The sequence below is a fragment of the Pseudomonas lijiangensis genome, from assembly GCF_018968705.1.
GTDB classification, from domain to species: domain Bacteria; phylum Pseudomonadota; class Gammaproteobacteria; order Pseudomonadales; family Pseudomonadaceae; genus Aquipseudomonas; species Aquipseudomonas lijiangensis.
This window is the reverse complement of sequence record NZ_CP076668.1, coordinates 5,350,696-5,365,123: the sequence shown is the minus strand read 5'-3', so window position 1 is coordinate 5,365,123 and position 14,428 is coordinate 5,350,696. Positions and strand designations below refer to the sequence as shown.

Annotated in this window: 12 protein-coding genes and 1 riboswitch; of the genes, 2 read left to right on the top strand and 10 right to left on the bottom strand. The window is 60.6% G+C overall.

From position 1 onward, the window contains the following. The first annotated feature begins 14 nt into the window (after positions 1–14). A complete protein-coding gene (locus KQP88_RS22880) occupies positions 15–593 on the top strand; it encodes a YceI family protein (RefSeq protein ID WP_216704260.1) in 579 nt (192 codons plus the stop codon). A gap of 107 nt (positions 594–700) precedes the next feature. Here the strand turns inward: KQP88_RS22880 and KQP88_RS22875 are convergent, their stop codons facing one another. The 3 genes from KQP88_RS22875 to ahcY all read right to left on the bottom strand — a co-directional run bounded on the left by KQP88_RS22875 (position 701) and on the right by ahcY (position 5,403). After that, the gene (locus KQP88_RS22875; protein ID WP_216704259.1) at positions 701–2,593 is read right to left on the bottom strand and encodes a DEAD/DEAH box helicase; all 1,893 of its coding nucleotides are present in this window, start codon (positions 2,591–2,593) and stop codon (positions 701–703) included. A gap of 366 nt (positions 2,594–2,959) precedes the next feature. After that, on the bottom strand, positions 2,960–3,805 hold the full coding sequence (gene metF, locus KQP88_RS22870) for a methylenetetrahydrofolate reductase [NAD(P)H] (RefSeq protein ID WP_025262224.1): 846 nt from the start codon (positions 3,803–3,805) through the stop codon (positions 2,960–2,962). A 188-nt stretch (positions 3,806–3,993) separates the two neighbouring features. Continuing rightward, positions 3,994–5,403 carry an adenosylhomocysteinase gene (ahcY, locus tag KQP88_RS22865; protein ID WP_025262223.1) on the bottom strand — a complete coding sequence of 470 codons (1,410 nt, stop codon included), beginning with the start codon at positions 5,401–5,403 and terminating at the stop codon, positions 3,994–3,996. A 23-nt stretch (positions 5,404–5,426) separates the two neighbouring features. After that, positions 5,427–5,531, bottom strand: a riboswitch (S-adenosyl-L-homocysteine riboswitch). A gap of 166 nt (positions 5,532–5,697) precedes the next feature. Here ahcY and KQP88_RS22860 point away from each other — a divergent pair. Next, positions 5,698–6,096: an acyl-CoA thioesterase gene (locus KQP88_RS22860; protein WP_200995222.1), complete on the top strand. Its 399-nt coding sequence runs from the start codon at positions 5,698–5,700 to the stop codon at positions 6,094–6,096. Between the two features lie 44 nt (positions 6,097–6,140). On the opposite strand, the gene otnI is transcribed toward KQP88_RS22860, so the two are convergent. From otnI to KQP88_RS22825, 7 genes are all read right to left on the bottom strand, one after another. Next, a complete protein-coding gene (gene otnI / locus KQP88_RS22855; protein ID WP_216704258.1) occupies positions 6,141–6,920 on the bottom strand; it encodes a 2-oxo-tetronate isomerase in 780 nt (259 codons plus the stop codon). 21 nt (positions 6,921–6,941) lie between these two features. Next, positions 6,942–8,399: a GntT/GntP/DsdX family permease gene (locus tag KQP88_RS22850; protein ID WP_200995220.1), complete on the bottom strand. Its 1,458-nt coding sequence runs from the start codon at positions 8,397–8,399 to the stop codon at positions 6,942–6,944. A 161-nt stretch (positions 8,400–8,560) separates the two neighbouring features. Then, on the bottom strand, positions 8,561–9,199 hold the full coding sequence (gene otnC / locus KQP88_RS22845) for a 3-oxo-tetronate 4-phosphate decarboxylase (RefSeq protein ID WP_200995219.1): 639 nt from the start codon (positions 9,197–9,199) through the stop codon (positions 8,561–8,563). Then, the gene (gene otnK / locus KQP88_RS22840; protein ID WP_216704257.1) at positions 9,199–10,488 is read right to left on the bottom strand and encodes a 3-oxo-tetronate kinase; all 1,290 of its coding nucleotides are present in this window, start codon (positions 10,486–10,488) and stop codon (positions 9,199–9,201) included. The genes otnC and otnK overlap by 1 nt, the downstream gene beginning before the upstream one ends. Positions 10,489–10,498: 10 nt before the next feature. Continuing rightward, positions 10,499–11,404 (bottom strand): L-threonate dehydrogenase, encoded by a 906-nt coding sequence (gene ltnD, locus KQP88_RS22835; RefSeq protein WP_216704256.1) that lies wholly within the window; start codon positions 11,402–11,404, stop codon positions 10,499–10,501. Between the two features lie 244 nt (positions 11,405–11,648). Beyond that, positions 11,649–12,362, bottom strand: a complete 714-nt coding sequence (locus KQP88_RS22830) for a 3'-5' exonuclease (protein ID WP_216704255.1) — start codon at positions 12,360–12,362, stop codon at positions 11,649–11,651. Further along, the gene (locus KQP88_RS22825; protein ID WP_216706024.1) at positions 12,359–14,293 is read right to left on the bottom strand and encodes a putative nucleotidyltransferase substrate binding domain-containing protein; all 1,935 of its coding nucleotides are present in this window, start codon (positions 14,291–14,293) and stop codon (positions 12,359–12,361) included. The genes KQP88_RS22830 and KQP88_RS22825 overlap by 4 nt, the downstream gene beginning before the upstream one ends. Positions 14,294–14,428 lie beyond the last annotated feature (135 nt).

Sequence of the window (14,428 nt, the reverse complement as noted above, 5' to 3'; positions counted from 1 at the left end):
ACGGGAATAAAAGCATGTTGAAGAAGTCTCTCGCCGCTCTGGCTCTTGGTACTGCTCTGTTGTCTGCCGGTCAGGCGATGGCTGCTGATTACGTGATCGACAAGGAAGGCCAGCACGCTTTCATCGACTTCAAGATCAGCCATCTGGGCTACAGCTTCATCCACGGCACTTTCAAGGACTGGGACGGTACTTTCAGCTTCGATGCTGCCAAGCCTGAAGCCAGCAAGATCGCTGTCGAGCTGAAAACTGCCAGCCTCTTCACTAACCATGCAGAGCGCGACAAGCACATCTCCAGCAAGGACTTTCTGGACGTTGCCAAATACCCGGAAGCCAAGTTCGTTTCCACCAGCGTCAAATCCACCGGCGAGAAAACCGCTGACGTCACTGGCGACCTGACCCTGCACGGCGTCACCAAGCCAATCGTGATCAAGGCTACCTTCAACGGCGAAGGCAAGGATCCATGGGGCGGCTACCGTGCCGGCTTCAACGGCACCAGCACTCTGAACCTGAACGACTTCGGCATCAAAGGCCCAGGTCCGACCTCTCAGACGCTGGACCTGGACATCAGCCTCGAAGGCGTCCAGAAGAAGTAAGCGCTGCCTGATCGACGGAACGCCGACCTTGTGTCGGCGTTCCTGTTTTTGCAGCACATACAAAAACGCCCCGAACCAGTCGGGGCGTTTCTGTTTCAGCCGTGCTGTCAGCTATCGCGGTTGCGAGTCAGCAAGGCCGGTTTTTCACCGCGTGGGCGGCTTGGCAACTGATCGAGCTGCTCGGCAGACGGGAACCGATCGATTTTCGATTCCTTGTGCACGATCTTCGGCTGAGGTTGCTGGCCTTCACGGGAACTGCGAACGGCCGGTTCCTGGCGGGACTGATCGTCACGTGCCGGGCGGCGATTGCGCTGTTGGCCGTCACGGCCTCCGCCACCACTGCGCGAGCCGGAACCCGAGCCATTGCGCTTGGCACCGGTGCCTGCACCCCCTGCGCCCGAGTTGCGTGGGTTGGCCGGGCGCCCCGAACCTTGCGGACGTCCGGCGCCAGCAGGTGCTGCGCCTGGAGCGGCAGGGGCTCCGGGACGGCGGCCACGGCCCTGATTCTTGCCTTGGTAAGGGCTTACATAGTCAGCGCGGTTGCCGAAGTTATCCACATCGTCATCCCGAAACTCGTCAGGTGCGCGATCAGGCGATGGGCGTGGTGGTTGCGAGTGACGCTGCTCACGTGGCGTACCTTCGCGAGGTTTTCTTTCACGCGGCTGACGTGCCGGACGTTCGCCAGGCGCTGCTGCAGCTGCTGCCGGCTTTTCCTTGCCTTTGTCCTTGCCCTTGTCGCGACGACCACCGTTGTTGCTGCTCTTTTCGCCTTCGCCACGTGGAGCACGTGCTGCGCGTGGGTTGCGGACGTCCGGACGCTCACGAACTTCAGGCTTTTCCGCCTCGACTGCATTGATGTCGAAACCCATCAGGTCGCCGTCAGGGATTTTCTGACGGGTCATGCGCTCGATGCTTTTGAGCAGTTTTTCTTCGTCCGGCGCGACCAGCGAGATGGCCTCGCCGGTGCGGCCTGCACGGCCGGTACGACCGATGCGGTGCACGTAGTCTTCATCGACGTTTGGCAGCTCGAAGTTGACCACGTGTGGCAACTGGTCGATATCCAGGCCGCGGGCGGCGATATCGGTGGCGACCATGATCCGTACGTCACCGGCCTTGAAGTCGGCCAGGGCTTTGGTACGGGCGTTCTGGCTCTTGTTGCCGTGGATCGCGACAGCGCTGAGGCCGTGCTTGTCCAGGTACTCGGCCAGGCGGTTGGCGCCGTGCTTGGTGCGGGTGAAGACCAGAACCTGTTCCCACGCGCCCTGAGTGATCAGGTGCGCCAGTAGCGAACGCTTGTGGTTGGCGGGCAGGCGGAAAACCCGTTGCTCGATACGCTCGACCGTGGTGTTCGGTGGCGTGACTTCGATGCGCTCGGGGTTGTGCAGCAGCTTGCCGGCCAGGGCGGTGATGTCGTTGGAGAACGTTGCCGAGAACAGCAGGTTCTGGCGCTTGGCCGGCAGGCGGGCAAGGACCTTTTTCACGTCGTGGACGAAGCCCATGTCGAGCATCCGGTCTGCTTCATCGAGCACCAGGATTTCAACGTGGGACAGATCGACGCTGCCTTGTCCGGCCAGGTCGAGCAGGCGGCCGGGGCAGGCGACCAGCACGTCCACGCCACGGGCCATGGCCTGGACCTGCGGGTTCATGCCGACACCGCCGAAGATGCAGGCGCTGACGAACTTCAGGTCGCGGGCATACAGCTTGAAGCTGTCATGCACCTGGGCAGCCAGTTCGCGGGTTGGGGTCAGGACCAGTACGCGGGGTTGGCGCGGGCCATGACGCTGGGATTTGTCCGGATGACCGTTGGGGAACAACCGCTCCAGAATCGGGAGGGCGAAGCCACCGGTTTTACCAGTACCTGTCTGTGCCGCAACCATCAGGTCGCGACCTTGCAACACGGCGGGAATGGCCCGCTGTTGCACCGGAGTAGGCTGGGTATAGCCCGCTGCCTCGATGGCGCGGACTAAAGCCTCGGAGAGACCGAGGGAAGCAAAGGACATGAGTAATCCTGTTCTGTTGGAGCTTGAGCTCAAGGGATAGTCTGCCTGGCGCGAATGACGTTCAACTCGTGTAGAAGCGGCCAATCGCTGGATTGCCGACCTTGTGTACAGAGACTGAGAAGACGCGATCCCGTCCGGTCCTGCGGGGTCTTTGATTCATCTCGTGTCATCGGCGCGGGTTGGAAATGCGCTGTTTTCGTGATCGAGATGGCTTCTGCAAGACCGAGCGTCCGGGCGTAAGCCTGGCGGGAAGGCTGGAGTATAACAGAGCAAACGCGCTGCGCTGCTTTCATGCTGCCCAACGGTTTCTGCTGCAGGATCTTTCGCACGGTAGTCACCGAAAGACCCTGCCTGGAGAATGGCCTGTCAGCGTGGCAGCTTCAGGTTGTTCCAGATGGCCAGGCTCGGTTCTGCCTGGTTGAGCGTGTAGAAGTGCAGGCCCGGTGCGCCGCCTTCAAGCAGGCGTTCGCACATTTCGGTGATGACCTGTTCGCCAAACGCCTGGATGCTCTGGATGTCGTCGCCATAGGCTTCCAGTTGCTTGCGAACCCAGCGCGGGATTTCCGCACCGCAGGCATCCGAGAAACGGGCCAGCTTGCTGTAGTTGGTGATAGGCATGATGCCCGGCACGATCGGCAGGCTCACGCCTTGCTTCTGAACACGTTCCACGAAGTGGAAGTAGCTGTCGGCGTTGAAGAAGTACTGGGTGATCGCACTGTCTGCACCGGCGTTGGCCTTGTGCACGAAGTTTTTCAGGTCGTTTTCGAAGTTGTGAGCCTGAGGGTGCATCTCCGGGTACGCCGCCACTTCGATATGGAAGTGATCGCCGGTTTCTTCACGGATGAAGGAAACCAGGTCGCTGGCGTAGCGAAGTTCACCGCTGGCCATACCCATGCCGGACGGCAGGTCGCCGCGCAGGGCGACGATGCGTTTGATGCCGGCATTCTTGTATTGGGTCAGCAGTTCGCGCAGTTCGGCTTTGCTGTCACCCACGCACGACAGGTGCGGTGCGGCAGGGATTTTGACTTCGTTTTCCAGTTGCAGCACGGTGTTGATCGTGCGGTCACGGGTAGAACCACCGGCACCATAGGTGCAGGAGAAGAAATCCGGGTTGTAACTGGCCAGCTGACGCGCAACGGTCAGCAGCTTTTCATGCCCAGCGTCGGTCTTGGTCGGGAAGAACTCGAAGCTGAAACGGCGGTCTTGGGACATGGTGGAGGGAGCCTCCAGCGGCAAGCTTCAAGCTCCAGGCTGCAAGAGGGCTGTGCGCCTGTCTCAAGAGTCTGGAGCTTACAGCTCGCGGCTGCATGAATAGCGATAAAAGGAGCAGGCTTCAGGCCAGGGCAGCAAGCAAACGGAATGCTTTTACTTGCTGCTTGTGGCTTGCAGCTTGCCGCTACTTAGTAACGATAAGCGTGTGGCTTGAACGGGCCTTCGACGGTCACGCCGATGTAGTCGGCCTGGGTCTTGGTCAGTTTGGTCACGACGCCGCCGAAGCCGCGGACCATTTCCAGGGCCACTTCTTCGTCTAGTTTCTTCGGCAGTACTTCAACGGTCAGGCGCTCGGCTTTCTGGGCTGGCGACAGGTCGGCGTACTTCTGGTCGAACAGGAAGATCTGAGCCAGAACCTGGTTGGCGAACGAGCCGTCCATGATGCGGCTTGGGTGACCTGTGGCGTTGCCCAGGTTAACCAGACGGCCTTCGGCCAGCAGGATCAGGTAGTCGTCGTTCTGTGGGTCGAAAGCGCCAGCGCCGGTGCGGTGGATCTTGTGAACCTGTGGCTTCACTTCTTCCCATGCCCAGTTCTTGCGCATGAAAGCGGTGTCGATTTCGTTGTCGAAGTGACCGATGTTGCAGACCACAGCGCGTTTTTTCAGCGCCTTGAGCATGTTCGCGTCGCAGACGTTGACGTTGCCGGTGGTGGTCACGATCAGGTCGATCTTGCCCAGCAGGGCCTTGTCGATGCTGGCTTCGGTGCCGTCGTTTTCACCGTCGATGAACGGGGAAACCACTTCGAAACCGTCCATGCAGGCTTGCATGGCGCAGATCGGGTCGACTTCGGTGACCTTGACGATCATGCCTTCCTGACGCAGGGACTGAGCCGAGCCCTTGCCCACGTCGCCGTAACCGATGACCAGCGCCTGCTTGCCGGACAGCAGGTGGTCGGTACCGCGCTTGATGGCGTCGTTCAGGCTGTGACGGCAGCCGTACTTGTTGTCGTTCTTGCTCTTGGTGACCGAGTCGTTGACGTTGATGGCCGGGATTTTCAGCTCGCCCTTGGCCAGCATGTCCAGCAGGCGGTGTACGCCAGTGGTGGTTTCTTCGGTCACGCCGTGGATGCGATCAAGCATCTGTGGGTATTTCTTGTGCAGGATCTCGGTCAGGTCGCCGCCGTCGTCGAGGATCATGTTGGCGTCCCAAGGCTGGCCATCTTTCAGGATGGTCTGCTCGATGCACCACTCGTATTCTTCTTCGGTCTCGCCTTTCCAGGCGAACACAGGAATGCCGGCAGCGGCGATTGCGGCAGCAGCCTGATCCTGGGTGGAGAAAATGTTGCACGACGACCAGCGAACTTCGGCGCCCAGTGCGACCAGAGTTTCGATCAGCACGGCAGTCTGGATGGTCATGTGGATGCAGCCGAGGATCTTGGCGCCCTTGAGCGGTTGCTCACCGGCGTACTTGCGGCGCAGACCCATCAGGGCAGGCATTTCGGATTCGGCGATGATGGTTTCGCGACGGCCCCAGGCAGCCAGGGAAATATCGGCCACTTTGAAATCGTTGAATTCTGCAGGCGTGATTACAGCACTCATTGAGAGTCTCCATTCCATAAAAATGCGAATGGGCGCCGTTGTGCGTTTAAGGCTTGACCAGTGGACCGGTCAAACAACGCCCCATCCGAGCCTGACAGGGAAAACCTGCTGCAGCGCCCCTCGGACAGGTGGCGGGAACGGTATCAAGTGAAGATGACCGTTTTGAAACGTTTGGCAGTATAGCCGCGCTGGCGATTCTTCCCAAGGTTTTCTATCGGTGAAATCCCGGACACCGGGTTTTTAGGTATGCTGCCACGAAGACAGGCATCCATTGGCAGTCGCCCAGGAGTGAACATGAATTTCCACACCCGCAAGTGGGTCAAGCCCGAAGACCTCAACCCCAACGGTACGCTGTTCGGTGGCAGTCTGCTGCGCTGGATCGATGAAGAGGCGGCGATCTACGCCATCGTCCAGTTGGGCAATCAGCGTGTGGTGACCAAGTACATCTCGGAAATCAACTTCGTCAGCGCTTCGCGCCAGGGCGACATCATCGAGCTGGGGATCACCGCCACCGAGTTCGGGCGTACGTCGATCACTCTGATGTGTGAGGTCCGTAACAAGATCACTCGCAAGAGCATCCTGACGGTAGAGAAGATGGTGTTCGTCAACCTGGGCGAAGACGGATTGCCTGCGCCCCATGGCCGTACTGAAATCCGCTACATCAAGGACCAGTTCGATACACAGGAAGAATAAAGAGAAGCGTCCTGCCTCAACTGCTGAGGCAGGACGTCAAGCGGTCAAGCCTGCAATTGGCGCAGCCACGCCAGGCCTTCACTGGTATCGCCCTTCGGACGATATTCGCAACCGATCCAGCCTTTATAGCCCAACTGGTCGATCACCTCGAACAGGTGCGCGTAGTTCAGCTCGCCCAGATCCGGTTCGTGACGATCCGGCACGCCCGCGATCTGGATGTGGCCAATCCCGGCAAAGTCGCGACGCAGCTTGGCTGTCAGGTCGCCTTCGACGATCTGGCAGTGGTAGCAGTCGAACTGGACCTTGAGGTTGTCGGCACCCACCTGACGGCAAATATCCTGGGCCTGATCCTGACGATTGAGGAAGAAGCCCGGCATGTCGCGTGTGTTGATCGGCTCGATCAGCACCGTGATTCCGGCAGCCTTGGCCTGTTCAGCCGCAAACGTCAGGTTTTCCAGGTACACCGCCTGATGGCGCTGACGCAGGTCTTCGCCGGGCAGCAGGCCTGCCATGACGTGAATCCGGTCATTACCGAGCACTTGGGCATATTCCAGTGCCTTTTCGATGCCGCTGCGAAATTCCGCCTCACGGCCCGGCAAGGTGGCGATGCCTCGTTCACCGGCGGCCCAGTCGCCCGGCGGAGCGTTGAACAGCGCCTGCACCAGACCGTTGTCGCTCAGGCGTTGCTTGAGCTCCTGCGGGCTGTAGTCGTAGGGAAACAGATACTCGACCGCGCCGAAACCATCGGCAGCGGCTGCGGCGAAGCGCTCAAGGAAATCATGCTGTGGGTACAGCATGCTGAGGTTGGCGGCAAAACGAGGCATGTTAACTCCAGTCTCTAAAGGTCAGACGAAGGGCCAGAGCAGCAGGGTCAGGACGAAGCCCAATGTACCCAGCAGCGTGACCAGTACGGTCCAGGTGCGCAAGCCGTCGGCGACGTTCAGGCCTGCCAGCTTGGTAAACATCCAGTAACCCGCGTCGTTGATGTGCGACATGGCCAGACCGCCACCGCCCATGGCCAGGCAGAGCAGGGCCAGATGGTTGGCGCTCAGGTCCAGCGTGGCGATCAGCGGGCTCAGAATACCGGCGGTGGTAACCAGCGCCACAGTGGTGGAGCCCTGGACCGCACGCAGCAGCATGGTCAGCAGGAAGCCCAGAGCCAGAACCGGCAGGCCGGTATGGCGCAAGGCTTCGGAAACCACTGCGCCGATGCCGGTATCGACCAGCACTTTACCGAACACGCCACCGGCGCCAGCGATCAGGATCACCATGGCCACGCCCGGCAGTGCCGAGCCGATGACGTCCGATACCTGGGAACGGCTCCAGCCGCGACGTGTACCCAGCAACCAGGCGCACAGCAGGGTGTCGATCAGCAGGGCAACCAGTGGAGCACCGAGGACGGTCAGAACGCCACGCAGCGTGGACGTCACCGGCAGCATGGTGGTGGCCAGTGTTCCCAGCAGGATCAGCACGATAGGCAGCAGAATCAGCCCGATGATCAGGCCGAAACCCGGTGCAGGCGCTGGCGGCAGCTTGCTTGCCAGACTGCTGGCGCTTTCTTCGCCGCCCATCGTCCTGGCCTGCGTGGTTTCGCGGACAGTGGAATAGTCGTTGCGCGCCCAGGCTTCCAGGTCTTCGTTGGTGACATGCGGGCCGTAGACTTCGGCACGGATATCGTCTGTCATCGGGTAGGTCTTGCGGGTCATGCGACCGGCGACGAAGTAACCGATGATGCACAGCACCGCGACCATCGGAATGCCCAGCATCAGCACACGACCCAGGTCTGCACCCAGCTGGCTGGCAGCAGCGACGGCACCCGGATGCGGCGGCAGGAAGGCATGCACGGCCAGCAACGCGGCGCACATCGGCAAGGCAAAGATCAGCAGCGGTTTGCGGGCCGCACGTGCCACGCCGTAGGCCAGTGGCATGAGAATGATCACGCCCACTTCGAAGAACACCGGAATACCGACCATGAAGCCTGCAACGGTCAGCGCCAGTGGCGTGCGCTTGTTACCGAAGCGGTCGATCAGCGTTCTGGCCAGTGCTTCGGCGCCTCCCGACAGTTCGATGATGCGCCCGATCATCGCGCCCAGGGCAATGATGATCGCGATATGGCCAAGGGTCTTGCCCATGCCGCCTTCGATGGTCGCGACCAGATCGGCCGGTTTCACACCGGCTACCAGTGCCACGATGATGCTGACCAGCATCAGGGCCACGAAAGGCTGGAATTTGTATTTGAGAACCAGAAACAGCAGCAGTGCGATCCCTGCACCCGCAATAGCCATCAACATGAAAGGAGTCATGCCTGTGCACTCCGCAGAAGGGTTAGCGAGACAAACGCTGAGCGATAGCTGACAAAAGCGAGATAGGGATGATTCATGCTCTTGAGTCCTGTTGTTATTGTGTGTGGTGATGCTGTCGTCGGTCGGGAGTCGCCAGGCAACTCCCGATCAATGCTTGCGAGTTACCACTTCGCGCCGAAGACCTGACGCAGCTCTTCAAGGGCTGCCGGGTCCAGTGGCGCAGGCTTGGGGTTGGTCATCAGCCACAGGCGAGCGGTTTCTTCGAGTTCTTCCAGGGCGTAGCAGGCCTTGGCGACCGAGCTTTCCCAGACCACCGGGCCCAGTCGCTCCAGCATCACGCCGCGCACACTGTTGGCCAGTTGTGCGACGCGCTCGGCGACTTTCGGGGAGCCCGGACGTTCGTAGCCAATCAGCGGGATATGCCCGACTTTCATGACCTGATACGGCGTCAGTGGCGGCAGGATGTCGTCTTCTTTCCAGACGCCGGCCAGCGTCAGCGCGACCAGATGCGTCGAGTGGGTGTGCACCACGCCGCCGACTTCCGGGTTGCGGTCATAGACCTCGCGATGCAGCGCCAGGGTCTTGGACGGCTTGTTGCCGGACACCCATTCGCCCGCCAGATTGACCTTGGCGATATCCGCCGGGTTCAGTCGGCCCAGGCAGGCGTCGGTCGGGGTAATCAGCCAGCCGTCGTCGAGGCGGGCACTGATGTTGCCGGCGCTGCCGACCGTGTAGCTACGGCCATACAGCAGTCTGCCGACATCGCAGATTTCTTCGCGCAGGGCTTTTTCGCTGCTCATCAAGCTTCTCCTGCCAGTTGCTTGAGGGCTTTGGCGAAGAAGTCACGGGCACCGAAGTTGCCGGACTTGAGTGCCAACGCCAGCGGCTGTGCGCCGCTGCTGACGGTCGCCGGAACGCCCGGATCGATCTGTGCGCCGATCTGCAGCAATTGCACGCCGAGCGCCTGAACCACTGCACCCGACGTTTCGCCACCGGCGACGACAAAGCGACGTACGCCCGACTCCAGCAAGCCTTTGGCGATCTGCCCCAGCGCTTCCTCGACCATGGCGCCGGAGCGTTCGACACCCAGCTCCTTCTGCACGGCCTTGACTTCATCCGGCGTGCTGGTGGCATAGATCAGAACGGTTTGCCCGGCATCGCGAGCGAAAGCCAGGGCCTGCTCGACCACCGGCTTGCCTGCCGCCAGCTCCAGCGGATTGATGCGCAGGGCAGGGCGGTTGTCTTCCAGCCAGGCCGCGACCTGGCCATTGGTGGCCACCGAAGCGCTGCCCGCCAGGACGACTTCGCCACCGCCGACGGCGGCCTGTTTTGCCGCATCGATATCGCGCAGCTTGCCAGCCTTGCGGAAGTTGCCCGGCAGGCCCAGCGCCAGACCCGAACCACCGGTCAGCAGCGGCAGGTCGGCACAGGCTTCGCCCAGTACATAAAGGTCGGCATCGGAAACGGCATCGGCAATGGCCATGCTCACGCCGTCGGCGCGCAGCTCGGCGATTCTGCTGCGTACGGCGTCCACGCCCTTGGCGACGGTGTCATAGCGCAACAGGCCGACTTTCTTGCTGGTCTGCTCTTGCAGAACGCGCACCAGATTGGCGTCGGTCATGGGCGTCAGCGGATGGTTCTGCATGCCGGATTCGTTGAGCAACTGGTCCTGAACGAACAAGTGACCACGGAAGATCGTGCGGCCGTTTTCCGGGAAGGCAGGGCACGCCAGGGTGAAGTCACTGCCGAGTTTTTCCAGCAGGGCTTCGCTGACCTGGCCGATGTTGCCAGCGGCTGTCGAGTCGAAGGTCGAGCAGTATTTGAAGAAGATCTGCTCGCAACCGCGCTCGCGCAGCCATTCCAGCGCAGCCAGCGACTCATCGATGGCTTCGGCGGTGGGTGTTGTGCGCGACTTGAGGGCGATCACGATGGCGTCGGCATCAAGGCCGGCTGCCATTTCAGCGCTCGGGATACCGATACTTTGCACGGTGCGCATGCCGCCGCGAACCAGCATGTTGGCCAGGTCCGTGGCACCGGTGAAGTCATCGGCGATGCAGCCCAGCAACGGGCGAGAGGAAGTCGAAGTCATGGGGCGTTCCTCAGGCTTGTTCTGGTTTGGCTTTCGGCAGTTCGATGCCCGGGAAAATCTTGATCACCGCAGAGTCATCTTCACGGCCGAAACCGGCGCTGGAAGCCTGCATGAACATCTGGTGAGCCGTGGCCGACAGCGGCAGCGGGAATTTGCTGGTGCGGGCGGTATCCAGTACCAGGCCCAGATCCTTGACGAAAATGTCCACCGCCGACAGCGGGGTGTAATCCGCGTTGAGGATGTGCGGTACACGGTTCTCGAACATCCACGAGTTACCGGCGCTGTTGGTGATCACTTCGTACAGGGCGTCGGCATCGACACCTTCGCGCAGGCCCAGGGCCATGGCTTCGGCGCTTGCCGCGATGTGCACGCCGGCCAGCAACTGGTTGATGATTTTGACTTTCGAGCCCAGGCCATGGACATCGCCCAGGCGATAGACCTTGCCCGCCATGCCGTTGAGCACGGCTTCTGCCTTGGCGTAGGACTCGGCCGGGCCTGAGGTCATCATGGTCATCTGGCCAGCTGCTGCCTTGGCCGCGCCGCCGGAGATCGGGGCATCGAGATACAGCAGGCCTTGATCGACCAGGCGCTGGCCCAGTTCGACTGCGAAGGTTGGCGCGACGGTGGCACAGCCGATGACCAGGCTGCCGGGACGCAGTGCGCCGATGGCACCGTTCTCGCCAAAGAGGACCGCTTCAGTCTGCTCGGCGTTGACGACGACGGTGATGATCACGTCGCAGGCGGCCGCCATGCTTGCTGGCGAGTCACAGGCAACACCGCCTTCCTGGGCGAACGCTTCGGTCACGCTGGTACGTACATCGCAGGCATGCACATTGAAACCATTGCGCAGCAGCGAACGGGCAATACCCAGTCCCATGGCACCCAGGCCGATAACGCCAACATTCTTCGTAGTCATGAAGTCATCCTCAAGTCAGTGCCGATGCCTTTGGAGCTGGCAAACGGGCGATATTGTTCTGATCTGTGAATCTGATAGTGAATCAGTGAGTGGATAATGTGAAGTATTTTTTGTTTTTAACAAAAGTTCACATTGGGAAAGCATCGCGGCCAAGCCTCCTTCCCCACAGAACAGGATGTGTGGGAGGGGCCTTGGCCGCGACGAGAGCAGTGAAGATGTTGAAGGAAGGGGGGAGAGCGAGGAATTAAAACGAGTGGTTCTGCTTGCGCCTGCGCCATTGCCCCAGGGATTCCTCCAGCCGTGCAGGGCTGTCGATGCCCTGGCGGCGGGCGTGGCTGAACAGGATCAGGGCCAGTTCAGCCGTGACCAGCGCATCGGCGCTGGCATGGTGACGTTCTTCGGCGTGCAGCCCGAAAAAGTTCGTCCAGTCGTCCAGCCCGGCCTGACAAAAGCTGGCGTCGGGGCAGAGCATCGGGGCGATTTCAGCGACATCGAAGAAAGGATGCTGCAAGCGATAATCCAGACTGTCCTTCAGGGCACGGGACAGCATGTGCTGGTCGAATGGTGCATGGAACGCCAGCATCGGGCTTGAGCCTGCGAACTCCAGGAAGTCCAGAAAAGCTTCCACCGGCTCGCTGCCCGCGGCGATGGTGCTGGGCGCCAGGCCATGAATCAGCACGGCCGGGCTGACCTTGTGATCGACACGCAAGATGGTGCGCTCGAACTGCTGGCCCAGATCGATGGCCCCGTCTTCGATCACTACGGCACCGATGGACAGGACCTGATCGCGGTTCATGTTCAGGCCGCTGGTTTCCAGATCCAGCACGACCCAGCGCTGCTTGCGCAAGGACTCCTCACTCAGTGGCGCGAAGGGCGGCAGCTCTGCCAGACGCTGCAGGTGCTGCTGCTCCAGCGGCGTCTTTTTCGGGCGTGGTCGTAGCCACTCGAACAGATTCATAGTTGATAACGCATGGTCAGGCTGGTTTGCAGGCGCTGTGCCTGGCGAAACGATTCGCGCAGGATGCGCCGGTCCAGGTGGTTGAGGGTGTCCGGATCGATGCGGTTTGAGTACGGCAGGTTCTGACGGCTTTGCAACTGATGTTGCAGCATGCGGGTCTGCTGGATGAAGTGATAAGCCTCTTCATAGGCGGCGCCGTCCAGCGGGTCGATGACCTCGCGCTCCACCAGTTGCCGCAACCGTTCCAGCGTGTTGTTGGCGCCGATACCATTGGCCAGCGCAAGCAGCCGTGCGCCATCGACAAATGGCGTCAGGCCTTCGGTTTTCAGGTCCAGAGTGTCTTTGTCGCTGCCCTTGCGCGCCAGCACGAAGTCCTTGAAGCGTCCGACTGGTGGACGCTGTCGCAGCGCATTGTCGGCCATCATGCGCTGGAACAGACGATTGTCTGCGACCTGATCGAGAATGCCACGGCGTAATTGTTCACACCCGGCTTCGTCGCCCCAGACCACTCGCAGATCAAAGTAGATGCTCGATGCCAGCAGGTTCTCGGGTGTGGCTTCGCGCACGAAGGACGAGAAGCGTCTGGACCATTCGCTGCGTGACAGGCACAGGTCGGGATTGCTGGCCATGATATTGCCTTTGCACAGGCTGAAGCCGCACAGGGCAAGGCTCTGATTGATGCGTTCGGCGATGGGCAGCAACAGCGTGCGTATTTCGGCGGCCTGCACGGCATCGCTGGCTTCGAACAGAATGCCGTTGTCCTGATCGGTGTGCAGCGTCTGTTCGCGCCGTCCTTCACTGCCGAAACACAGCCAACTGAAAGGCACGCCGGGGTCGCCTCTTTCTTCCAGGGTCAATTCGATGACCCTGCAGACAGTATGGTCGTTGAGCAGGGTGATGATCTGGGTGATCTGGGTTGAAGAGGCACCGTGGGCCAGCATGCGGTCGACCAGTTGCACGATATCGCCGCGCAGATTGGTCAGTGCTTCGATCCGTGGTGCATTGCGAATGGTGCGGGCCAGGTGCACCAGATCCACACGTTGCAGGGAAAACAGGTCGCGCTCCGATACCACGCCGCACAGGCGTCCGTTCTTGACCAGGCAGACGTGGGCAATATGGCGACCGGTCATGGCGATGGCCGCATCGAAGGCGCTGGCGTCGGGGCTCAGATGAAACGGTGCCTGGCTCATGGTGTGCCTGATGGGCTGGCTGAAGTCGGCATTCACGTCGGCAACCGCTTCGCGCAAGTCCCGCAGGGTGAAGATACCGAGCGGTGCCTGCTGCTCATCGACAATCACGATGCTGCCCACTTGCTGCTCATGCATCATCCTGACCGCTTCGCGCATCGGTGTTTCAGGGTCGCACATCACCGGATGGCGCATGGCCAGTTCGCCAAGGCGGGTATTCAGGGAGTATTGAGTGCCCAGGGTTTCCACGGCGCGTTGCTGGACTTGATGATTGACCTGATCCAGCAGGCTGCTGACACCGCGCAAGGCGAAGTCCCGGAAGGTGGTGGACAGTGCAAACAGTTTGATGAAGGCCGGTTTGTTCAATTGCAGGCAAAAAGTATCTTCGGCTGCCAGATGTTCGGTGCGTGTGGCCCGTTCGCCCAGCAGGGCTGCCAGCGGGAAGCATTCTCCGGTGGTGATTTCAAAGGTGGTTTCGGTGCCACCTTTTGCCGAATGTGGTCGTTCCCCTACCACTCGGCCTTGCTTCACGATATAAAAGTGCTCTACTGCACCATCGGCAGGCTTGATGATGCTCTCGTCGCAGGCGTAAAAACGGAGCTGACATTGCTCGACCAGATACGCAAGGTGTGCGTTTTCCATCTGGTTGAACGGCGGAAATTTTTGCAGGAACTGCATGGTGCCGTGGATGTTTTGCAACACCGCAGTTTTGCCTGCCTGGGTGAAAGCGTCGGCTTTGCTCATGACCTGTACCGCGTTTTTGTTATTGGTTGTCATGGTCGACCGCTTGGGCCGCAGTGCCCATTGGACGTAAGTCTTACGCTGACAGGTAGTGCCCTGATGCACGGGTTTGTGTAGAACTGTTTTGACGAACGCATG

Coding starts and splice junctions, on each gene's coding strand:
- KQP88_RS22880 (WP_216704260.1), top strand. CDS start 15: ATGTTGAAGAAGTCTCTCGCCGCTCTGGCTCTTGGTACTGCTCTGTTG.
- KQP88_RS22875 (WP_216704259.1), bottom strand. CDS start 2,593: ATGTCCTTTGCTTCCCTCGGTCTCTCCGAGGCTTTAGTCCGCGCCATC.
- metF (WP_025262224.1), bottom strand. CDS start 3,805: ATGTCCCAAGACCGCCGTTTCAGCTTCGAGTTCTTCCCGACCAAGACC.
- ahcY (WP_025262223.1), bottom strand. CDS start 5,403: ATGAGTGCTGTAATCACGCCTGCAGAATTCAACGATTTCAAAGTGGCC.
- KQP88_RS22860 (WP_200995222.1), top strand. CDS start 5,698: ATGAATTTCCACACCCGCAAGTGGGTCAAGCCCGAAGACCTCAACCCC.
- otnI (WP_216704258.1), bottom strand. CDS start 6,920: ATGCCTCGTTTTGCCGCCAACCTCAGCATGCTGTACCCACAGCATGAT.
- KQP88_RS22850 (WP_200995220.1), bottom strand. CDS start 8,399: ATGACTCCTTTCATGTTGATGGCTATTGCGGGTGCAGGGATCGCACTG.
- otnC (WP_200995219.1), bottom strand. CDS start 9,199: ATGAGCAGCGAAAAAGCCCTGCGCGAAGAAATCTGCGATGTCGGCAGA.
- otnK (WP_216704257.1), bottom strand. CDS start 10,488: ATGACTTCGACTTCCTCTCGCCCGTTGCTGGGCTGCATCGCCGATGAC.
- ltnD (WP_216704256.1), bottom strand. CDS start 11,404: ATGACTACGAAGAATGTTGGCGTTATCGGCCTGGGTGCCATGGGACTG.
- KQP88_RS22830 (WP_216704255.1), bottom strand. CDS start 12,362: ATGAATCTGTTCGAGTGGCTACGACCACGCCCGAAAAAGACGCCGCTG.
- KQP88_RS22825 (WP_216706024.1), bottom strand. CDS start 14,293: ATGAGCAAAGCCGACGCTTTCACCCAGGCAGGCAAAACTGCGGTGTTG.